Annotated in this window: 16 protein-coding genes; 4 read left to right on the forward strand and 12 right to left on the reverse strand. The window is 69.5% G+C overall.

Annotation, left to right across the window (positions count from 1 at the left end):
- Positions 1-35: 35 nt before the first annotated feature.
- From KVY00_RS08105 to KVY00_RS08115, 3 genes are all read right to left on the reverse strand, one after another.
- A complete protein-coding gene (locus KVY00_RS08105) occupies positions 36-1,412 on the reverse strand; it encodes an MFS transporter (RefSeq protein WP_223042493.1) in 1,377 nt (458 codons plus the stop codon).
- Positions 1,413-1,476: 64 nt separating this feature from the next.
- Entirely contained in the window at positions 1,477-2,679 is a 1,203-nt protein-coding gene (locus tag KVY00_RS08110; RefSeq protein ID WP_223042494.1) for a cytochrome P450, read from the reverse strand.
- A 138-nt stretch (positions 2,680-2,817) separates the two neighbouring features.
- Positions 2,818-3,786, reverse strand: coding sequence for a LysR substrate-binding domain-containing protein (locus KVY00_RS08115; protein ID WP_223042495.1), 969 nt, complete (start codon positions 3,784-3,786; stop codon positions 2,818-2,820).
- 130 nt (positions 3,787-3,916) lie between these two features.
- Here KVY00_RS08115 and KVY00_RS08120 point away from each other — a divergent pair, with 130 nt between their 5' ends.
- Together KVY00_RS08120 and KVY00_RS08125 are read left to right on the forward strand one after the other, a co-directional pair.
- Positions 3,917-4,237 carry a 2Fe-2S iron-sulfur cluster-binding protein gene (locus tag KVY00_RS08120; RefSeq protein ID WP_223042496.1) on the forward strand — a complete coding sequence of 107 codons (321 nt, stop codon included), beginning with the start codon at positions 3,917-3,919 and terminating at the stop codon, positions 4,235-4,237.
- 1 nt (position 4,238) lies between these two features.
- A complete protein-coding gene (locus KVY00_RS08125; RefSeq protein WP_223042497.1) occupies positions 4,239-5,432 on the forward strand; it encodes an NAD(P)/FAD-dependent oxidoreductase in 1,194 nt (397 codons plus the stop codon).
- A gap of 123 nt (positions 5,433-5,555) precedes the next feature.
- Here KVY00_RS08125 and KVY00_RS08130 read toward each other — a convergent pair whose 3' ends face one another.
- Positions 5,556-8,531, reverse strand: a complete 2,976-nt coding sequence (locus KVY00_RS08130; protein ID WP_223042498.1) for a cytochrome P450 — start codon at positions 8,529-8,531, stop codon at positions 5,556-5,558.
- Between the two features lie 114 nt (positions 8,532-8,645).
- Here KVY00_RS08130 and KVY00_RS08135 point away from each other — a divergent pair, with 114 nt between their 5' ends.
- Together KVY00_RS08135 and KVY00_RS08140 are read left to right on the forward strand one after the other, a co-directional pair.
- Positions 8,646-9,569, forward strand: a complete 924-nt coding sequence (locus KVY00_RS08135) for a LysR substrate-binding domain-containing protein (RefSeq protein WP_223042499.1) — start codon at positions 8,646-8,648, stop codon at positions 9,567-9,569.
- Positions 9,570-9,686: 117 nt separating this feature from the next.
- Positions 9,687-11,063 carry an MFS transporter gene (locus KVY00_RS08140; RefSeq protein WP_223042500.1) on the forward strand — a complete coding sequence of 459 codons (1,377 nt, stop codon included), beginning with the start codon at positions 9,687-9,689 and terminating at the stop codon, positions 11,061-11,063.
- A 61-nt stretch (positions 11,064-11,124) separates the two neighbouring features.
- Here KVY00_RS08140 and KVY00_RS08145 read toward each other — a convergent pair whose 3' ends face one another.
- From KVY00_RS08145 to KVY00_RS08180, 8 genes are all read right to left on the reverse strand, one after another.
- Positions 11,125-11,706 (reverse strand): TetR/AcrR family transcriptional regulator, encoded by a 582-nt coding sequence (locus KVY00_RS08145; protein ID WP_223042501.1) that lies wholly within the window; start codon positions 11,704-11,706, stop codon positions 11,125-11,127.
- A 32-nt stretch (positions 11,707-11,738) separates the two neighbouring features.
- On the reverse strand, positions 11,739-13,121 hold the full coding sequence (locus KVY00_RS08150) for an MFS transporter (RefSeq protein ID WP_223042502.1): 1,383 nt from the start codon (positions 13,119-13,121) through the stop codon (positions 11,739-11,741).
- Between the two features lie 52 nt (positions 13,122-13,173).
- The gene (locus KVY00_RS08155) at positions 13,174-15,159 is read right to left on the reverse strand and encodes an acetoacetate--CoA ligase (protein ID WP_223042503.1); all 1,986 of its coding nucleotides are present in this window, start codon (positions 15,157-15,159) and stop codon (positions 13,174-13,176) included.
- Positions 15,156-15,764, reverse strand: coding sequence for a cupin domain-containing protein (locus KVY00_RS08160; protein WP_223042504.1), 609 nt, complete (start codon positions 15,762-15,764; stop codon positions 15,156-15,158). The genes KVY00_RS08155 and KVY00_RS08160 overlap by 4 nt, the downstream gene beginning before the upstream one ends.
- A 5-nt stretch (positions 15,765-15,769) precedes the next feature.
- Complete coding sequence (locus KVY00_RS08165; RefSeq protein ID WP_223042505.1) at positions 15,770-16,783, reverse strand: fumarylacetoacetate hydrolase family protein; 1,014 nt, start codon at positions 16,781-16,783, stop codon at positions 15,770-15,772.
- A gap of 131 nt (positions 16,784-16,914) precedes the next feature.
- Positions 16,915-18,120 (reverse strand): FAD-dependent oxidoreductase, encoded by a 1,206-nt coding sequence (locus KVY00_RS08170; RefSeq protein WP_223042506.1) that lies wholly within the window; start codon positions 18,118-18,120, stop codon positions 16,915-16,917.
- A 39-nt stretch (positions 18,121-18,159) separates the two neighbouring features.
- Positions 18,160-18,996 (reverse strand): ABC transporter substrate-binding protein, encoded by an 837-nt coding sequence (locus KVY00_RS08175; protein ID WP_223042507.1) that lies wholly within the window; start codon positions 18,994-18,996, stop codon positions 18,160-18,162.
- A complete protein-coding gene (locus KVY00_RS08180; protein WP_223042508.1) occupies positions 18,993-20,006 on the reverse strand; it encodes a fumarylacetoacetate hydrolase family protein in 1,014 nt (337 codons plus the stop codon). Before KVY00_RS08180 ends, KVY00_RS08175 begins: the two co-directional genes overlap by 4 nt.
- Between the last annotated feature and the right edge of the window lie 13 nt (positions 20,007-20,019).

Raw genomic sequence — 20,019 nt, forward strand, 5'->3', positions numbered from 1 at the left:
ACTCCCACCTTTCGAGAGACGAGCTCAGCCCGGAGCTAGCGCTTCGCCGGCCTCCAGTCCTTCCACTCGCCGCTCCGCTCGAAGTCGAGGTCGAGCGGGACACCCGTACGATCTCTCAGCAGCGACGTCGCGAGCAGCCCGATCGCCGTCATGGTGAGCAGGTAGACGACGATGGCCCAGGTGGTGCCGAAGGACTGCAGCAGGATCTGCGCGATCGTGGGAGCGAACGCGCCGCCCAGCACTCCGCCGAGGGCGTAGCTGATCGAGATGCCCGAATAGCGCACGGATGCAGGGAAGGTCTCGGAGTACCACACGGCCTGCGGCCCGTAGGTGAGCCCGAGGCCGACGGCGAGTAGACACGTACCGACGAGCACTCCGCCGACGCCGCCGTTGAAGACGAACTGGAACAGCGGGATGATGCCCGCGGCCTGCACGAACCAACCGACCGTCACGACGGGCTTACGGCCGAACCTGTCGGTCAGAGCGCCCGCCGCGAGAGTGGAGGCCGCCCAGACGACGGCAGCGGTGAGCACCGCGAGCTGAACGTGCACGGGATTGTAGCCCAGGCCGCCCTGATCCTCGAGGCGCGAGGCGAGTCCCTGCACGTAGCCTCCGGTGAGCATGTAGCCCACGGCGTTGTTGCCCGCGAAGAACAGCGCACTGACGATCACGAGCGGCAGGTGCTGCTTCAGCACCTGCACGATCGGCGCCGATTCCTGCTGACGCGTCTCCTTGATCTCGTTGAACACCGGCGACTCGTCGACGGTGCGGCGGATGACGAAGCCCACCACGATCAGCACGACCGAGAACAGGAACGGCACGCGCCAACCCCACACCTCGAACGCCTCTCCCGGAGCGATCGCCCCCATGAGCGCGAGCATGGCGGAGGCGAGCAGCATGCCGAACGGCACACCCAGCTGCGGGAAGATGCCGTACAGACCGCGCTTGCCCGTGGGCGCGTGCTCGACCGACATCAGCACGGCGCCGCCCCACTCGCCGCCCGCGGAGATGCCCTGCAGGATGCGCAAGAAGATGAGGATCGCGGGAGCGGCCATCCCGATGGTCTGGTAGGTGGGCAGCAGTCCGATCCCGACCGTCGCGACCCCCATCAGCAGCAGTGTGATGACGAGCATCGGCCGACGCCCGAGCTTGTCGCCGAAGTGCCCGGCGAGGAACGCGCCGAGCGGGCGGAAGAGGAAGGAGAGGCCGATGGTCACGAGCGAGAGGATCTGCATCATGCCCGGGCCTGCGGGTTCGAAGAAGAGCTTCGCCAGCACGAGGTTCGCGGCGAAGGCGTAGATGAAGAAGTCGTACCACTCGATCGTGGTGCCGATCATCGATGCCGCGACGACCTTGCGGCGTTCGCGGCCGGTACTCTCGGTTCCGAGGTCGGCTGAGGCGGTGCTGGTCATAGTTCGACGTCCTTGTCTGATGGTTGGGTGGGTGAGAAGACGCGGCGGATTGGTACGGGATCCGTCACCACGTCACGGGCAGGGCCGTGATCCCGCGGAACACCCAGCCGTCCCAGCGGGTGTCGCGGTCGGTCGCGAGTTCGAGACCGGGGATCCGCTCGTAGAGGCGCGGCAAGGCGTACTCTCCCACCGCGGTCTTGGCGGCCCAGCGGCCGGCGCACATGTGCACTCCCGCGCCGAAGCCGAGGTGTCCGCGCGCACGCCGGCGCACGTCGTAGTGCGCTGCGTGCGGGAACACCGCTTCGTCACGGTTGGCGCTCGCGAGCAGGAGACCCATGTTCGCGCCGGCGGGCAGCGAGAATCCTTCTAGCTCGGTATCGTCGACGAGCTCACGCGGAATCATTCCGATCGGCGACTGCCAGCGCACGGTCTCCTCGAAGACGTCGCCCCAGGCGACCTCGCCCGCCAGCACCTCGGCCCGCTGGTCCGGGTGCGTGGAGAGCGCCCAGACGATGTTCGTGATCATGTGCTGCGGCTCGTTCATCCCGCCCGAGATCGTCAGGTGGACGTTCGCGCGTACGGTCTCCTCCGGGAGACCGACTTGGAGCAGGTGGGAGGTGATCGACCCGTCGGGGGTGCGGCGCAGCACCGGCAGCAGCGAATCGAGGATCGTGTTCACCTCCGCCTGGCTCCGATCGCAGCGCCGCCAGATATCGGCGTCGTCGAGCAGGTTGCCGATTCCGGCGATGTAGTCGGTGGACCAGCGGCGCATGTCGTCGACGTGCACGTCCGATGGGAAGCCCAGCAGGTCGATGAGGTTCTGACTCGCAACCGGCGCCGCGAAGTCGCGGTTCAGATCGGCGTGCGCCGGGCCGATCTCCAGCAGCCGAGCGATCCAGCGGTCGACGTTCTTCTCGAAGCTGGGCGACCACACCTCCTTGATGGCCCTGGGTCGCAGAGTGGGGTTGATGGCGGAGCGCTCTGCCGCGTGAGCCGGATCGTCCTTCCTCAGCATCGGACGCCCGCCGAGCGCGCGCATCATGGTGAGGTTCTGCTCCGAGTAGGAGCTGAAGCGCTCCGGGTGCTGCTCGGCCCAGCTCACCGCCGCGTGCGTGGTGAGAAAGTAGCGCTGGACGGCGGGCGCGAAGACCACTGGTCCCGTCTCTCGAAGCCGCTCGTAGCTGGGGTATGGATCGCGCATCGCCTCCCGCGGATCGAACCAGTCGGCCACCGGGACTTCGACGGCGGCGAGTGCAGTGCCGGGCATGGCTGCTCCTTTGCAGATCCGTGTTCGTTGCTCACGGATCATCCTGCATACGAAACAACCTCGCCTCAAACGGTGCTTTCCGGTCTTTGATCACGGATAATCCGGGGATTGCCTCGTCGAGTCCATCAGCCGGCATCCTCACCCCAGACGGTCGCCCAAGCTCGTCATCATCTCTCCTCGCAGTTGCTTCGCGCAGTCGACCACCGCGGCGACCCTGGGGGGCAGAGGGTTCTGCGGCCAGGCGACGAGCACCTCGACGGGTCTGGGAGCCGGCACGATGGGCAGGTAGACGACACGGCGTCCGTCCCACGTCTCGGGCGAGACATTGCGCCGCATCAGCAGTGTGTACCCCAGCCCGCGCCCCACGAGCGCTCGGCACAGCTCGTAATCGGCGGTCCGGTGAGCGATGCGAGGGGTTATGCCCCGGCTCGACATGATCTCGAGCGTGTGAGTGCGGCTGGCCGCGATATCGAGCATGATCATCGGCTCCTCCGCGACCTCCGAGAGATCGACGCTGTCGCGGGATGCGAGCGGATGCTCCTCCGATACGACGAGCATCGCCTCGGTGGTGGTGAGCGCGACGCGCTCGTACTCCGGCGGGACCTCGATGTCGAAGGTGACGACCAGGTCGAGTTCAGCACCCTCGGCTGCAGAGAGCATCGTGCCCAGATCGCCTGTCCGGTACTCGATGTGGACACCGGGGTAGTTCTGGCGGGTCGCGATGAGCAGACGCGGGAGGATGAGACTCGCGAGCGTATTGATGAGGCCGATACGCACCGGGCCGACGATCGAGGACTGCTCGCGCCCGACCGAAGCGGTGAGTTCTGCACCGTCCGTAACGATTCTTCGGGCCAGCGGAAGGATCGTCAGCCCGTCCGAGGTGAGGGTGGCGCCGCGCGATCTCTGCCGCTTGAAGAGCGAGGCGCCGAGCGCGCGCTCCATTGCCGTGAGCGCGTCGGAAACCGCCGAGTCGGAGGCGTGCAGGGCGGCAGCGGCACCCGAGATCGAACCGGAGTCGGCGACGGCGAGGAAGCACTCGATCTGACGCAGAGTGAAGGGCAGCGACGGAAGACGGCGAGAGAGGTCGAGCGCTTCACGAGTATCCATGACGGCATTATCCCGGGTTAGCCGGGGAAGCACTACGACTTTTTCCGCTTCCATAGGGGTAGGCGATCCGTCATCATCGGTGGAGACGCCCGCAGCGCGGGTCGTGACAGGACGATCGAAGGAGGCAAGGATGCCGAGGATCAGCTACGTGGAGCCGGCCGGGGACTCCCGGGACGTCGAGGTGGAACCGGGGGTCTCGGTGATGCGCGCCGCGATCCTGAACGGCGTCGAGGGCATCATCGGAGAGTGCGGCGGACAGGCGATGTGCGCCACCTGCCATGTCTTCGTGGAGCGCACCGATGGCGAGTTGCCCGAGGTCGGCGACGACGAGGAGGAGATGCTGGAGTGCACCGCCGACGAGCGCCTCGAGAACAGCCGCCTCGGATGCCAGCTGCGCGCCGGTGATCACTTCGACGAGCTCGTGGTGCGCCTCCCCGAGAGGCAGGTGTGACGTGAACGGCGACGCCGTGATCCTGGGGGCGGGCCAGGGAGGCCTCACTGCGGCAGTGACGCTGCGAGAGCGCGGCTGGGTCGGCGCGATCCATCTCGTCGGAGAGGAGAACCGCGCGCCGTATCAGCGCCCACCGCTGTCGAAGGGATACCTCTCTGGTGTCGAATCTGAGCATGATCTGCTGCTCAGAAGCCTTGAATCGCTGGAACGCGATCAGATTGCGACGCACCTGGGTGTCGCGGCGGTGTCGCTCGACACCGTGCGACAGCGAGTCGCGCTGAGCAATGGGACGGCACTCGCCTACAACGCTCTGATCTTCGCGACGGGATCCACACCCAGGCGGCTTTCGCTGGCCGGGAGCGAGTTCTCCGGCATCCACTCGGTCCGCACCGTGCAAGACTCCGACACCCTGCGCAAGGACCTCGAGCGCGGCGGGGATACCGTATTCATCGGCGGAGGCTTCCTGAACCTAGAAGTAGCCGCAGAAGCCTCCAAGCACGGCCGAGTGACGATACTCGAGGTCGCACCCCAGATCCTTGGTCGTGTACTGAGCCGGGAGAGCGCTGAGGCCCTCGCCGACTTTCACTCGGGCCTCGGCATCGAGATCCGCTGCGGAGTCGAGATCGCCGGAATCACGGGCGACCGAGGCCGCGTCAGTGCGGTCGAGCTGAAGGACGGGACCGCGATCCCCGCCTCACGAGTCGTCGTATCGATCGGCGCAGAACCGCGCGACGAACTCGCGCGGGAGGCGGGGATCAGGATCGCAGGCGGGATCGAGGTCGATGTGAACCTGCGATCCAGCGATCCCCGAATCTTCGCGATCGGCGACTGCGCACGCTATCCCAGCCCTTTCGCGGAGTGCGAAATGCGCGTGGAATCGGTGCAGAACGCCACAGACCAGGCGCGCTACGTCGCCGGTCTGCTGACGGGCGGGCCGGAGAGCGGATACCGTGCGGTGCCCTGGTTCTGGAGCACGCAGGGGGAACGGCGGCTGCAGATCGCGGGAATCGCAATGCCGGGAGATGCCGCGCGAGTGGTCGAGCGCGGCGACGGAGGCAAACTCGTGGTCGAGCGGGTGCGCGATGGTCGCGTATCGGCCGTCGAGACGATCAACGCGCCCGGCGCCCACATGCGTGCGCGCCGGGCACTCGCGGCGTTCCCGGATCAGGCGATTGCGGCCGCCGCGGTCACCTGATCTCGGGTTCGCGTCCCGAATCGCCCGCTGCTTGAACGCGGAGTCTCAATCTGCTGCTTCACCGATGGGTGAGACAGCAGATTGAGACTCCGCGTTTCCGCCCGACGCCGGCCCGAGGGCCCCTCACGCGCGGGAGACCGTCGCGGCCGCCACCTCGGCGAAGACGCCCGCCGCCCAGTCGCGGGCCGCCTCCGCCGCCGGGATCGACCCGCCTGCGTCGTGCCGGCCGTACTCCCCCAGCCGCGAGGCTCCGCACGCCTGCAGCGCCTCGTCGACGAGTTCGCTGCCGCGCGAGTAGGTGCGCTCGTAGCTGCGGTCGCCCATGCCGAACACCGCATAGCGCACACCCGCGAGGTCGGGGCGCTCCTCGAGCAGTCGGCGCACGAACGGCTGGGCCGAGCTCGGCACCTCGCCGTCTCCGTAGGTCGAGCACACGATGAGGTGCATCCGCGCGGGATCGAGTTCGTCGGCGCGCACGTCTCCGAGGTCCCGCACCCGCACATCCGCCGCCTCCCCGAAGAGGCGCGAGAGCTCGTCGGCCACGAGCTCCGCACCACCCGACTCGGTGCCGAAGAGGATCGTCGTCGGCACCTCCGCTCCGATCTCCGCGACGCCGCCCGCGTCGAGCGGCGGCAGTTCGAGACTCGCGTCGCCCGCGGCCTCGAGCTGGGCTTCGCGACTCTGCAGCTTCGCCCGCTCGCGGCCGGGGGCAGCGGTGAGGCGCTCCCGCAGGTCGATGCGGCGCCAGCCGTCGAAGTCGGTCTCCCCGTCGATCGAGGGCAAACCGGGTGCGGAGGCCGTCACGGCGCCCGATTGCAGGTCCGCGGCAACGATGAGCGCGAGGTCCCGTGCGTCGGCCCGCTGATCCGGGATCGTGCCGCGGGGCCCGCGGCGCAGCCAGCCCGCGGTGTAGAGGCCCGGTTTCACCCGGCCGTCGGGGTGGGCGCCCGGTTCGACGGGGGCGCCGGTGTCGGAGGCGAATCCGACTGCGGTGATCACATCGGAGGTGGGGATCCGCACCTCCCCCTCCGCGCCGCTGAACACCGCGGCCTCGACCCGCTCCATCCCTTCCAGCCGCTCGGGCGAGAGGCCGAACCACCACTCCAGGGTGACGCGCGGGTCGGTAACGGGATCCGCGAGGAGCGCCCGCACCGCGTCGATGCGCGCGTCGCGTCCGTCGTCGGGCAGTTCTCCCGCGCCGTGCACGACGTGCCGCACCCCGGGCAGCCCGGCCAGTTCGCGCACCATCACGGGGTCGAACTTCGCCGACGCGGGGGCGCTGCGCCCCACGAGATGCAGTGTGCGCACCCGCTCGGTGAAGCGCCGGTGGGCGGCATCGTCGATATCGGACCCCTCGAGGCCCGCGGCGTCTCGAGCGACGAGGCGGGCGACGTCCATCGCCACGTTGCCGTGCCCGACCACGACCACGCTCTCCCCCAGCGGCTCGGGCGCCTGCTCGTCAGGGTGGGTGTTGAGGAATCGGGTGACCGCTCCCGCACCGCGCACGCGCGGGAGCGAGGCGCCGGGCACCGGCAGCTCGGCGTCGCGGTGCATACCGGTGGCGAGCACCACGACGTCGTAGGCCCGTTCGAGCTCCTCGAGGGCGAAGTCGACTCCCAGGCGGCAGTTGCCCCTGAACCGCACGCCCTCCTCGGTGAAGAGCCGATCGAACTGCCGGGCCACCGCCTTCGTGCCCTGGTGGTCGGCCGCCACGCCGTAGCGCACGAGCCCGTAGGGCGTGGGCAGTTCGTCGAACACCTCGATCGGCGCAGCGGGGAAGGTGCGCCGCAGAGCCTGCGCGGTGAAGCTGCCGGCGGGTCCGGATCCCACGATCGCCACGCGGGGCGCGGGGGCGTCGTCGGTGCGCGCTTCGGCGGCCCGGCTGTCGGAGACTCCGGATCCTGATCGACGCCCGCTCCACGTCGCGGGCAGCTTCAGCATGCCACGGAACACCCAGCCGCCGATCTCCGCCGGATCCTCGTCGATGAGCGACAGTCCCTCCAGCGACGAGAAGAGCAGCGGGAGCGCCACCTCGGCGACCTCGGCCCGCGCGGCCCAGGCTCCGAGGCAGACGTGCACGCCCTTGCCGAAGGCGAGGTGGGGCTTCGCCTCGCGGCGGATGTCGAAGGCCGCGGGATCGTTCCAGACTCGCTCGTCGCGGTTCGCGGAGAGGATGCAGATGCCCAGCCGGGCGCCGGCGGGAAGGCGCACACCCGCGAGTTCGGTGTCCCGCGTGACCTGGCGCGAGTACAGCCCGATCGGCGCGACCCAGCGGATCGTCTCGTCGAAGACGGCCTGCCAGAGCGAGGGGTCCCGCTCGACCGCGGCACGCTGCTCGGGGTGGGTGAGCAGCGCCCAGGCCGCCACGCCGAGCGCATCGCGCGGCTCGTTGAGACCGCCGCCGATCGTCATCTTCACGTTGGCCCTGATCCGCTCGATCGGCATCTTGTAGTCGGGGATCTGCAGCAGCTGCGACAGCAGCGACTCGTTCGGATTCGCGGCGTGCCACGCGAGCATCTCGTCGAGCGCCGCGTCGACCTCGTCGAACGATTGCTTGCCGAGCGCCCACACCTCCGGATCGTCGGCGTAGTTGCCGGTCGCGTCGATCATGGTCTGCGACCAGCGCTGCAGATCCTGCTGCGTGGCATTGTGCAGGCCGATGAGCTCGCGCAGGCTCTCGGCCGCGAAGGGCGCCGAGAAATCCCAGATCAGATCCGCTCCCGGCCCCTTCGCGATGAGCTCTTCGAGGTAGCGCTCGGCGTTGCGCTGGAACTTCGCCTTCCAGATGCGCTGCACCGCGCCGGGCCGGAGCGCGGGCTGCCAGGCCTTCCGCTCGATGTAGTGCTCGGGATCATCCCGGCGCAGCATCGAGTGGCCCATCGCCCGGATCTGCAGCGACCCCTGCTCATCGGCCGAGAAGATCTGCTGATCGAGCTCGGTCTCGTGCACCGCCTCGTAGGAGGTGATGAGGTAACGGCCGACCTGCGGCACCCAGTGCACGCCGCCCTCGGCGCGGAGCCGCTCGTAGATCGGGAAGGGATCGCGGTAGAGGTCGGGAATGGTGACCCAGTCGGCGACCGGAGCCTCGTTGCTCGTCATTGCACACCTCGTTGTTCTGAACTGCAGTATGTCTTCGAGTATGCGCGCGGTGCATAACGAAACAAAAACGGAATTATCTGCATTGATTATTCGGATACGTGTGAGAATTGCCGCATGCCCGCGAACTCCTCCGCCCCGCTGCCGTCGTTCACCCTGCGGCAGCTCGCGTACTTCGTCGCGGCCGCCGACGAGGGCACCATCACGGGCGCGGCGGAGACGCTCCGGGTCTCACCCTCGGCCATGTCCGACGCCATCACGGAACTCGAGTCCGCGATGCGCGAGCGGCTCTGCGTGCGTCGGCGCGCCCACGGCCTCACGCTCACCCCGGCCGGCCGCCGACTCGTGCAGCACGCCAGGCGGATGCTGGCAGAGGCCGAGGAGCTGCACCGCTCCGTGGGAGGCGAGGGGCGGCTCTCGGGCCCCGTCGTGCTCGGCTGCTACCCCACCCTCGCCCCCACGATCCTTCCCCCGCTGCTGCAGGACTTCGCCGCGCTCCACCCCGGCATCGAGCTCTCGATCCGGGAGTCCACGCAGGACCGTCTGGCCCACGACCTCGCATCCGGCCGCATCGATGTGGCGGTCGTCTACGACATGCTCGTGCCGGTCGACACCGAACGCGCCAGACTGTACGAACTGCAGGCCCACGCACTGCTCGCCGCCGGTCACCCGCTGGCCGCGCGCGAGACGGTGCAGCTGGAGGATCTGGCCGGCGACGACCTCATCCTGCTCGACGCGCCGCCATCCAGCGAGCACACCCTCTCGGTGTTCGCCGAGCGGGGCCTCCGCCCCCGCATCAAGCACCGCACCGCGAGCTACGAGGTGGTGCGCACACTCGTCGCACGCGGCCTGGGCTACGGCGTCCTCGTCTCCCGCGTGGCGAATCCGAACAGCTACGAGGGGTTGCCGCTGGTGGCGAAGACGATCGTGCCGCAGGTGCGACCCGTGGCGGTCGACATGGTCTGGGCGGTCGACAGACCGGTGCCCGCGCGAACCCGAGCGCTGATCGAGTTCGCTCGAGGGGTCGATTGGCCGTCGTGAGAAGGGCCCCCGCGAGCACCCTGTCGCGCGTCGGGGTCTCCGGGCAAGTAACATGCTCGGCAAGCGCGCTTCTCAGAGCCTGCCCTCGATCACGATAGACGAAGGAGTCGAATCGATATGAGTACGTCCGCAGAATCGAGTCTCACACCGACGGGAACGATCGCCACAGAGACCGACAGACGACGCGTCGTCTTCGCCACCGTGGTCGGCACGACCGTCGAGTGGTACGACTTCTTCATCTACGCGCAGGGAGCCGCCCTCGTCTTCGCGGCGCTCTTCTTCGAGCCGGCCGGGGCGGGGATGGCGCAGATCCTGTCGTTCTTCACCGTCGGCATCAGCTTCCTGTTCCGTCCGCTCGGGGCGTTCCTCGCCGGTCACTTCGGCGATAAGTACGGCCGGCGCGTCGTACTCATGTGGACGCTCATCCTGATGGGTGCGGCGACCACGCTGGTCGGCCTGCTGCCGACATACGCGACCATCGGAGCAGCCGCTCCCGTGCTGCTGATCCTGCTGCGCGTGCTGCAGGGCGTCTCGGCCGGCGGCGAGTGGGGCGGCGCCGTGCTGATGGCCGTGGAGCACGCACCGAAGACCAAGCGCGGTCTCTACGGCTGCTCCCCGCAGATCGGCGTGCCCCTCGGCATGCTGCTCGCGTCGGGTGTCATGGCGCTCGTCGCACTTCCCGGGCAGGAGTTCTTCCTCTCCTGGGGCTGGCGCATCCCCTTCCTGTTCAGCTTCGTGCTGATCCTGATCGGCTTCTACATCCGGCGCCGCGTCGAGGAGAGCCCGGTCTTTACCGAGATCGCCGAGCGCGCGGAGGCGACGAAGAACCCGGTCGGCAAGCTCTTCCGCCGCTACACCCCGCTCGTCATCCTGGCCGCCCTCATCTTCGCCGGCAACAATGCGGTCGGCTACATGTCGACGGGCGGGTACATCCAGCGCTACGCGACCGACCCCGAGGGTCCGCTCGGCATGGAGCCCGCGCCGGTGCTGCTGGCGGTCACCGGCTCCGCCGCCACCTGGCTGATCTTCACGTGGGTCGGCGGCTGGCTCTGCGATAAGATCGGCCGCCGCACCACCTACATCATCGGCTGGGTCTCGCTGCTGATCGGGATCGCGGCGCTGTTCCCGCTCGTGAACACCGGCAGCATCGGCATGCTGTTCCTGGGGCTGGCGCTCCTGACCCTGGGCCTCGGCCTCACCTACGGTCCCCAGGCCGCCCTGTACTCGGAGCTGTTCCCCGCCTCGGTCCGCTTCTCCGGCGTGTCGATCTCGTACGCGATCGGCGCGATCGTGGGCGGGGCGTTCGCGCCCATGATCGCCACCGCGCTCGTCCAGGCGACCGGCACCACGGTGTCGGTGCAGATCTACCTGTCGACGATCGTGGTGCTCGCGCTCATCTCGACGCTGCTGGTGAAGGATCGCATGGGCATCCCCCTCGGGCCCGACAACGAGGAGGAGCAGGCCAGGATGCCGATCTACGGCGCCAAGGGCTGACCGGCAAGGGTGCGGAGCCGACCCGGCTCCGCACCCCTCTTGCTCCGGGCGCCTATCGGCCTCAAGGTCGGGCGCGGATGCCCTCCAGCGCCGAGGAGAGGCGACGCTCCGTTGTCGCACGGTCCAGTTCGCCCTCGTGCCAGAGCAGACGGAAGTAGATCGGTGCGTACAGCATCTCGACGAGTTCATCGGGTCGGAGATCATCGCGTAGGCTGCCTTCGCGCACCGCCCGATGGATGAGCTCGGCAACGACGTCTCTCCGCTGGTACCAGAACCGCTCTTTGAACGCGGTCATGGCAGCGCTCTGGAACTGGCACTCGGCGACGAGCTGGGCGATCAGGCGCCCCTCGTGCCCCGAATAGATCTCGGCGAGCGACACCATGTGCTCTCGAAGCGCGTCGATCGCCGGGAGATCCTCCCTGATCGCGGTGCGCGCCACGTGATTGTCGAGGAACGTGTCGATGATCAGCTCGGTCTTGCTCGGCCACCACCGGTAGATGGTGGTCTTGCTCACCCCGGCCTCGCGGGCGATGCGTTCGATGGAGAGCTCTCGCACGCTGAGCGCATCGGGCCGGTGTTCGTCCAGCAGGCTCATCGTCGCCTCGAGGATCGCGCGATGGCTCTGCTCGCTTCGTACTGCCATCTCTCGAGGATACGCGCTTTCGGCGCCCCGGCTCAGGCCGCGGCCCCGGCGGGTTGCGGTTCGACCGCCGAATCCGAGTGCCGGGAGACGGCGCGGAGGCCGGCGAGCAGGGCGAGCAGGATGAACACGGGCACGAGCAGCGCTGAGAAGAACCCGCTGAGACCGAGGCCCGCGCCGATCAGCGCTCCGCCCGCCGCACCGCCCGCCGCCGATCCGAGCCGCCCGCTGAACTCGGTCGATCCCACCCCGGTGCCGCGCACGTCGGTGGGATACGCCGCCGCGGCCAGCACCGAGCGCGTCGGGCCGCAGGCCGAGGGCAGCAGGAAGCCGGTGACCGAGAGGAGCGCCAGAAGCGCGCCGTAGCCCGGTGACGGCGCGAGCCCGATCACCAGCACGGCCATCGCCGTCAGCGCGAGCGCGATCCCGATCGTCGCGAACCGCGAGGCCCGCACCAGGACGACGCCGAGCAGCAGACCGCCCAGCACGCTGGTGAAGCCGTACGCCCCGACGATGGTGCTGCTCTGCACGGTATCGAGTCCCGGCTCGGGAAGCTGCAGCATGGTCGGCAGGTACTGCACCACCATCAGCTGGGTGCCGAGCGAGAAGAACCCGAAGGCCCAGAGCAGGATCGTCCGCGGGGCGAAGCGCCTCGAGAAGAGCTGCCGCCAGGCGCCGTGATCCGCGGTCCCTCTCGGCTGCGCCGCTCCCTCCAACAGGGCTCCCACCGAGCGGGGGTCCAGCCTGGCCGCGGCTCGCGCCGCCCTCTCGAGATCGCCTCGGGCGACGAGGAAGGGCGGGGCCTCCGGCACCACCAGGGCCAGCACGACGGCGATGACCAGCGGGATCGCGCCTCCGGCGATCAGCAGCCCCTCCCACCCAGCGGTCGGGATGATGACGGCGGCGAGCGTCGCGCCGACGGTGGTGCCGAGGCCCACGAACGCGTAGGCGGTCGCGAGCATGGCGGACCGGCGCCTCGGCGGCATGAGGTCGGCGAGGAGCGTGTTGCCCGTCGCCATCGCGGCTCCCATCCCGAGGCAGGCGAGCAGGCGCCAGGCGGAGAAGGACGCGAAGTCGGTCGAACTCGCCCCCAGCGCGGTGCCCGCCCCGAAGAGCAGGGTGGTCGTCACCAGCACGGGTTTGCGCCCCCAGCGATCGGCCGCCCGACCGGCCACGAGCGCACCTACCCCCATCGCGATGAACCCCGCCGAGACGAGCGCGGCGATCCCGCCCCCGATGGACACGCCCCACTGCTCGATGAGCGAGGGGAAGATGTGGCTGACGATGGTGACGTCCATGCCGTCCGCGAGCAGCACCAGCGCGATGAGAAGGAACGCCACCCACTGGCGAGGGGTGAGTCGCGGGTCTCCGGAAGAGCCGCGGGTGCCGGTGAGTCGCTGGGCATCGGTGTGCGTCATGGGGGTCTCCTGCTTCGTCGAAGGATGTCGTGGACGGGGATCGCCGGGTCGTTCAGCTCGCGGGCAGCACCGCGGATTCCCGCTCCTCGGCGAAGCGCGCGTAAGCCGAGAGCAGTGCGGGATCGTCGACGGCCCCGAGGTCGGCCACCTCGGCGAGGGAGGCCCCCTGGATCAGCCGCTTCACCGGGACCTCGAGCTTCTTGCCGGTCCGGGTGTGCGGGATCCCGGGCATGACGACGATGTCGTCGGGCACGTACCGCGGCGAGAGATGCGTGCGGATCGCCGCGACGATCGCGGTTCGCGCCGCCGACTCGTCGACGCCCTCGGCGAGTCTCACGAACAGCGGCATGTAGTAGCCGTCGTCGCCGATCTCGGCGCCGACGATGAGCGCCTCGACGACCTCGGGCAGGGCCTCGACGATCGCGTAGATGTCGGCGGAGCCCAGCCTGAGTCCGTTGCGGTTGAGCGTCGAGTCGCTTCTGCCGTGGATGAGGATTCCCTCCTTCGCGAACTCGACGAAGTCCCCGTGACGCCAGACGCCCGGGTACGTCTCGAAGTAGCTCGCGCGGTAGCGCTCGGATCCGGGGTCATCCCAGAAGAAGAGCGGCATCGACGGCATCGGCGCCGTGACGACGAGCTCGCCCCTGCCGCGCGCGGGCTGCCCGTTCTCGTCCCAGGACTCGACCCGCACCCCGAGCGCCGGGGCCTGGATGTACCCCACGCGCACGGGGAGCGTCGGCGTGCCGCCGACGAACACCGAGGCGATGTCGGTTCCCCCGCTCATCGAGCTGAGCCAGACGTCCCCGACGTTCGCGTACACCCATCGGTACCCGTCGCTCGACAGGGGGGAGCCGGTGACCTGCACGCAGCGCAGCGCCGAGAGATCGTGGTCTTCGCTGGGACGCAGCTCCGTCTTCGCGCACGCGTGGATGAACCCTGCGCTGACCCCGACGGCGGCGGCCCGCGTCTCGGCGGCGACCTCCCAGACGTGGTCGACCGAGGGGTAGACGGGGTTGCCGTCGAGCAGCACCGCGGTCGCGCCGACGCCGAGGGAGGAGACCAGGGAGTTCCAGAGCACCCAGCTCGTCGACGCGACGTTCAGGTACCGGTCCCCCGGCCTCAGATCCGAGTGGATGAGCAGCATCTTCAGAGTCTCGAGCAGGGCTCCGCCGTGGCCGTGCACGATCCCCTTCGGCTTGCCGGTGGTACCGGACGAGAAGAGCACCCAGAGCGGATGGCTGAACTCGACATCGGTGAAGCGCAGCTCGTGATGACCCGAGACGGCCTCCTCCCACACGACGCTCGGCTGCGCCGTCGCGGGCGGCGGCACCTCGGTGTGCCCCGTCGCCCAGATCACGCGATCGACCCCGGGCAGTGCCGCGAGCACCTCGCCCAACTCGGTCCGACGGTCGCGATCCCGACCCGACAGCCGATAGCCGGGAGCGGCGATCACCACCTTCGGATCCAGCTGCGCGAACCGCGAGATGATCGCACCGGGTCCGAACTCGGGTGCGCACACCGACCAGGTGGCCCCGAGCGCCGCGGTGGCGAGCAGCCCCACCACCGCCTCAGCGACGTTGGGCAGCACCCCCACGACCCGGTCCCCGGCACCGACGCCCTGACTGCGCAGATACGCACCGAGCGCGGCCGTCTGGCGGCGCAGCTCCTCCCAGCTCGTCTCAGTGGTCGTCCCGTTCTCGTCGACCGCGATGAGCGCGACGCCGTCGCGCCCGGCGAGCAGGTGCCGCGCGAAGTTCACCGTGCGGCCGGGGAACCACCGCGCCCCCGGCATGGCGGGGTCCGGCAGCACCGGCCCTGCCTCGCCCGCGAGCTCCACCCCCGCGTACTCCGCGAACAGCTCCCAGAACGCCTCCGGCTCGTCGACCGACCAGCGCCAGAGCTCGTCGTAGCCGTCGCCGAACGAGGCGCCCCGCGCTCTCGCGAGCCCGGCGAAGCGCGTCACGTGGGCGGCCGCCGCGGTCGCGTCATCCGGAGCCCAGATCACCTCGCCGTCGCCGGCCGCGGGGTCGATGATCACGCGACGCTCCGGGCGGTGGCCCCGGCCCGACGCCGCTCGGCGATCTCGCCGGCGGAGAGGGCCGGGGTGCCGATGAGCACGAACAGCATCCGCGCCGGCCGGTCGGTGCGATTCGACCAGGCGTGGCTCGTCGCGCGCTGCACGACGATGTCGCCGGGCCGCACCACCGTCTCGCCATCGTCGACCATCAGCACGACCTCGCCGTCGAGCACCACCGCGTAGTCGAGCGAGTCGGTGCGGTGGAACCAGAAGTGCTTGCCGCCGCTGCTGTCGTGGCCGGCGCGGGCCTCGTCGTGACCGTCGAGCTCGGTGAAGATGACCGAGCTCGCGTCGTCGGGATACACCGAGTCGGGCGGGAAGTCCGCGATGCGCAGGATGGTCTGCCCGGGGCCCGGGAACGACGGCACCTCGGCGTCGCCCGCCGCCGCGTCGACGTCCGTGACGTGGTCGATCTCGGGGTCGAGCGTCATCCACGGCACGGTCGCCCCGAAGCCGGGGATGGTGTCCGATTCGAAATGGTGCGGGGCGGGCCCGTCGAAGAGGATGACGGCCTTCCCGTCGTCGTCGTGACCGGTGACGACCCTGCGTACGGCTGCGCGGGCCACGGGGTTCACTCCCCGTCCTCGTAGGGGTAGGGGCGCGGCTCCGGCCACCAGGGAGTCGTCTCCTTCTGGCCGGCGAGCCGGTTGCGCAGCGTGCCGACGCCCTCGAGCTCGAGCTCGACGACGTCGCCCGGTTCGATGAGGCGGTTGATCTCGACACCGGCGCCGAAGCCCATGGTCCCGGAGCCAATGAGGTCTCCGACCTGCAGCTGCCCGTAGAGCGAGACGTAGGCGACCAGCTCCGCCGGAGTGTAGACGAAGTTCTCCACGCGGGTATCGGATCGCACCTCGCCGTTGACCCGCACCTGACCGGTCAGCCCCTCGATCGACTCGATCTCGTCGAGGGTGGTGATCCACGGGCCGATGCCGTAGGCGAAGTCCTTGCTGTGCTGGGCCCCCATGCCGATCGGGCTCTCGAGCGCCTGCACGTCGCGCAGGCTCCAGTCGTTGAAGATCGTGATGCCGAACACGTGCGAGAGCGCGTCGTCCGGAGTGAGATTGCGGCCGGGCCTTCCGATGATGTAGCCGATCTCGAGCTCGTAATCGAGCTTCTCGGAGATGCTCGGATACGGCACCTCCTCCTCGTGCCCGTACACCGTCGCCGTGTTGCCCTTGAAGAACCCGGGGCGCTCGTAGACGGCGCGCACCGGCTTGCCGTGCACCACGTTCTTGAAGTAGTTCTCGATGTGGGTGCCGAAGGTGAGGCCGTCGCGGATCACCGGCGGATCGATCGCCGCTCGCCACGACACGGAGTCGATCGGGGCGGATGCGTCGTCGGCGGCGGCGAGGGCCTCGTGGGCCCTGTCCAGGAAGGCGTCTCCCGCCGCCAGTGCGTTCGACAGGCTGGCCGGGAAGAGCGCGAGCGAGACCTCGCGCGCGCGGTCGGGCGTGGCCCCGTTGCGCTGCAGCGCGAGCGAGTAGGCGCGGGCGAGGTCGATGACGCGCCCGGCCTCGGGCTCGACCGCGACGACCCGCGTCACTTCGCCGTCGGGCGATGGAACCGAGATCCGTCCGATTTTCATGAGGCCTCCTTAGGCTTCTTTGCATACGGTACGTTTAGTATCGTATAGAGATTCCATCGGAGTGTCCACTCCGCCGGGAAACGAAGCGCCGATCTCCGGAATGCCTCCGGAGATCGGCGCTTCCAGCGCGGCTACGCCGTGATCTCGCTCCCGTCGCCGATATCGGCCAGCTGGGAGAGCGTCTGCTTCATCGTGCCGTCGCCCTGGTTCTTCTGCAGGAACTTCGTGTGGTCGAAGACCAGATCCCGCAGCGGTGCGGGCACGTGATGGAATATCTTGCCCGTGAAGTAGGCCTGCTCCTTCACCGCGGTCGTGTGCGGCTTGCGCTCGTCCTCGAACGCCTGCAGCGCGCTCCGCACCGCGGCGAGATCCGAGATGTCGACGCCCTTCATATGACGCGCGAGGAAGTACCCGTCCTCGATCGACATTCCCGCGCCGTACGCCGCGTAGGGGGAGGTCGCGTGCGAGGCGTCCCCGATCAGCGTGACCCGGCCCTTGGACCACTGCTCCATCGGCTTGCGATCGAGGATCTCCCAGCGGTGCGTGCTCTCGGGCTCGGTCCGCGCGATGAAGCTCGGCAGCGGCTCGTCGAAGTGGCCGACGAGGTTCAGGGCGTAGGAGCGGATGTCCTCGACCTCGAAGGGGGCTCCGGGCTCCCACTTCTCGATCACCCACCACTCGTAACCGTCCCGACCCTCGTGCCTGATGGGGGTGTACGAGCCCTGCACCTTGCGATCGTGGGCGAACACTCCTCGAGTGCCGATCTCCTCGTCGGTGAGGAACCAGCCCCCCAGCAGGTGGATACCGTGATACCGCTTCGGAGACGGCCCCCACAGCTGCGTTCGCACCGCGGACTCGACGCCGTCGGCGCCGATCAGCAGGTCCACGTGCTCGGGTTCGCCCTCGGTGAAGCGCAGTTCCACGCTGTCGCCGCGGTCGACGAACTCGGTGAACCTGCGGTCGAGCTGCAGCACGCCGTCGGCGAGCGCGTCGACCATGCGCTTGTAGAGGCCCCACCGGATCAGCCCGATGAACCCGCCGTTGTACTCCGCGGCGACGTCGTCGGGGACGAAGAACTCGGCTCGGAATCGACCATCGTGGCGCCGGAGCTGGGTGAACGCCGGGGCGCCGAGCTCGGTGACGTCCACGCCGAGCGCGCGGAGCGCCTTCTGCGGCGCGGGCCACAGATTGAGGATGTTGCCCGCCGCGCGGATCTCCGGATACCGCTCGAAGAGCCGCACCTCCCAGCCCAGCCTGGTCAGGGCGAGTGCGGCCGCGAGTCCCGCCGGACCGGCGCCGATGATCCCCGCCCTCGGTGTCTTGGTGTGTTTCGCCATACTTCCGCTCCCTTCGGGTGGTGCGTCGTCGCACCGCTGTCAGACGCCTCTTCGCGCCTCTCGCATCGGTTCGGGATCGTGCAGCTCGTCGAGGGGGGCGCCCCGCAGCAGGCCGAGCCCTCGCCGCACCTCGCTCACGAACGTCAGACCGCGCGGCTCGACGTCGAGGCTGAGCGGACGCGCGCCCCAGTGCGACGCGGCCGCAGCCCCGAATCCCGCCCGCTCCATCAGAGCGACGCCCGCCTCGGTACGCAGGGACTCCGCGAGCCGCACGGCCCGCACGAGCGCGCGCAGGTAGTCGAGCAGTTCTGGGGAGCGCACGAGCTCGGTGCGGACGATGAGCCCCTGGCCCGGCAGCTCCGGGAACCGCTCGGAGAGGTCCAGCACCCGCACCGCCCCTTCTTCGGCCGCAAGGAGATCGAACGGGGGGCCGAGCAGCGTCGCGTCGACGTCCCCGGCGAGCAGCGCCTCCATGCGCTCCTGCACGCCCCCGACCTCTTCGTACCGCACGTCGATGCCGGCGTCGGCGAACAGCTTCCGGGCGATGAGCGAGAACCCGTTCGCGTAGGCGTCGACCGCGAAGCCGGCACCGCTGAGCGCCTCGAGCGCGTCGAGCCCCGGGCGCGCGTACAGGTGCAGCGGCGTGGTGCGCTCCATCTGGGCGACCAGCCGCACATCGGCTCCGGCGGCCGTCCACTCGAAGAGGTTGTCGATCGCCGAGACCACGAGGTCGAGTTCGCCGCTCAGCAGGCCCCGCAGCTGAGCGGCGCTGCCCCTGGTCCGCTCGAGGCCGATGTCGAGGCCCGCGAGCAGACCCCGCTCCCGGGCCACGACGAGCGGGACCGGTTCGACGAAGTGGCTCTGCCGGAGCGTCATCGCCGGGAGCGCTGCCAGGGCGGCGGCACGCCCTTCGCACCGCGAACGGGAGTGCGCTGCAAGCCGAGTCCGGTGATGGCGCCCTCCATCACGTCCCCGTCTCGGAGGAACCGCTGCCAGTGGGAGCCGTTGCCCGCGGGCGACCCGGTGATCAGCAGATCCCCCGGCTGGATGATCGCGTACGACGAAACGTACGAGATCAGGCTCGGCACGTCGAACATCAGGTCGTCCGTGCTCGCATCCTGCATCACGTCGCCGTTCAGCTTCAGCGTGATCCGCAGATCGCCCGGATCCTCCACGTAGCGCGCCGGCACGAGCCACGGCCCCGTCGGGAAGAAGGTCGGCTGGTTCTTGCCGCGGAACCAGTCGGTGCCGATGTTGGCGACGTCCGGGCGCGGGATCAGCGAGCGCGCGGAGACGTCGTTCACGATCGTGTACCCGGCGATGTGGTCGAAGGCCTCTTCGATCGGGATGTGGTGGCCCGCCCGGCCGATCACCACGCCGAGCTCCAGCTCCCAGTCGATGTCGTCGCCGACCTCGGGGAGCTGCACGTCGTCGAAGGCGCCGCTCACCGCCGAGGGGATGCCGGTCCAGACGTAGGGATCGCCGTGCGCCCGGCGCTCGTCGTTCTCCTTCGCCGCCTCGGCCCAGAGCTCCGCGTCGTTCGCGCCCGGTCTCCCGAGCCTGTGCGCCACGCTCATCTGGAGGATGTGCTCTCGGTAGTTCGCGCCCGCGGCGAGGATCGGACCGATCGGCTGCACCGGCGGGAGGATCCTGCCGGAGTCCACGGGTCCGGAGGGGATCCGGCCACGCGCGCCGGGATCCGCCAGCGCGGCCTCGATCCGGTCGAGGTTCGCGTCCCAATCCTCGAAGAGATCCGAGGTCTGCACGATGCCGGGGAGCAGCCCGCGGAGGTCGTACCGCTGGTCTCCGGCCACCGCGACGGGCACCCGTTCACCGCCGATCCCGACGGTGCCGAGCACGAAGGGGGCGTTCACGTTATCGACCATGGGGCAGCTCCGA

The sequence above is a fragment of the Leucobacter tenebrionis genome (genome assembly GCF_019884725.1).
Lineage (GTDB): Bacteria > Actinomycetota > Actinomycetes > Actinomycetales > Microbacteriaceae > Leucobacter > Leucobacter tenebrionis.

What these genes read in the sequence shown, in the direction of transcription:
- KVY00_RS08105 (WP_223042493.1), bottom strand. Translation starts at nt 1,412, where the DNA reads ATGACCAGCACCGCCTCAGCCGACCTCGGAACCGAGAGTACCGGCCGC.
- KVY00_RS08110 (WP_223042494.1), bottom strand. Translation starts at nt 2,679, where the DNA reads ATGCCCGGCACTGCACTCGCCGCCGTCGAAGTCCCGGTGGCCGACTGG.
- KVY00_RS08115 (WP_223042495.1), bottom strand. Translation starts at nt 3,786, where the DNA reads ATGGATACTCGTGAAGCGCTCGACCTCTCTCGCCGTCTTCCGTCGCTG.
- KVY00_RS08120 (WP_223042496.1), top strand. Translation starts at nt 3,917, where the DNA reads ATGCCGAGGATCAGCTACGTGGAGCCGGCCGGGGACTCCCGGGACGTC.
- KVY00_RS08130 (WP_223042498.1), bottom strand. Translation starts at nt 8,531, where the DNA reads ATGACGAGCAACGAGGCTCCGGTCGCCGACTGGGTCACCATTCCCGAC.
- KVY00_RS08135 (WP_223042499.1), top strand. Translation starts at nt 8,646, where the DNA reads ATGCCCGCGAACTCCTCCGCCCCGCTGCCGTCGTTCACCCTGCGGCAG.
- KVY00_RS08140 (WP_223042500.1), top strand. Translation starts at nt 9,687, where the DNA reads ATGAGTACGTCCGCAGAATCGAGTCTCACACCGACGGGAACGATCGCC.
- KVY00_RS08145 (WP_223042501.1), bottom strand. Translation starts at nt 11,706, where the DNA reads ATGGCAGTACGAAGCGAGCAGAGCCATCGCGCGATCCTCGAGGCGACG.
- KVY00_RS08150 (WP_223042502.1), bottom strand. Translation starts at nt 13,121, where the DNA reads ATGACGCACACCGATGCCCAGCGACTCACCGGCACCCGCGGCTCTTCC.
- KVY00_RS08165 (WP_223042505.1), bottom strand. Translation starts at nt 16,783, where the DNA reads ATGAAAATCGGACGGATCTCGGTTCCATCGCCCGACGGCGAAGTGACG.
- KVY00_RS08170 (WP_223042506.1), bottom strand. Translation starts at nt 18,120, where the DNA reads ATGGCGAAACACACCAAGACACCGAGGGCGGGGATCATCGGCGCCGGT.
- KVY00_RS08175 (WP_223042507.1), bottom strand. Translation starts at nt 18,996, where the DNA reads ATGACGCTCCGGCAGAGCCACTTCGTCGAACCGGTCCCGCTCGTCGTG.
- KVY00_RS08180 (WP_223042508.1), bottom strand. Translation starts at nt 20,006, where the DNA reads ATGGTCGATAACGTGAACGCCCCCTTCGTGCTCGGCACCGTCGGGATC.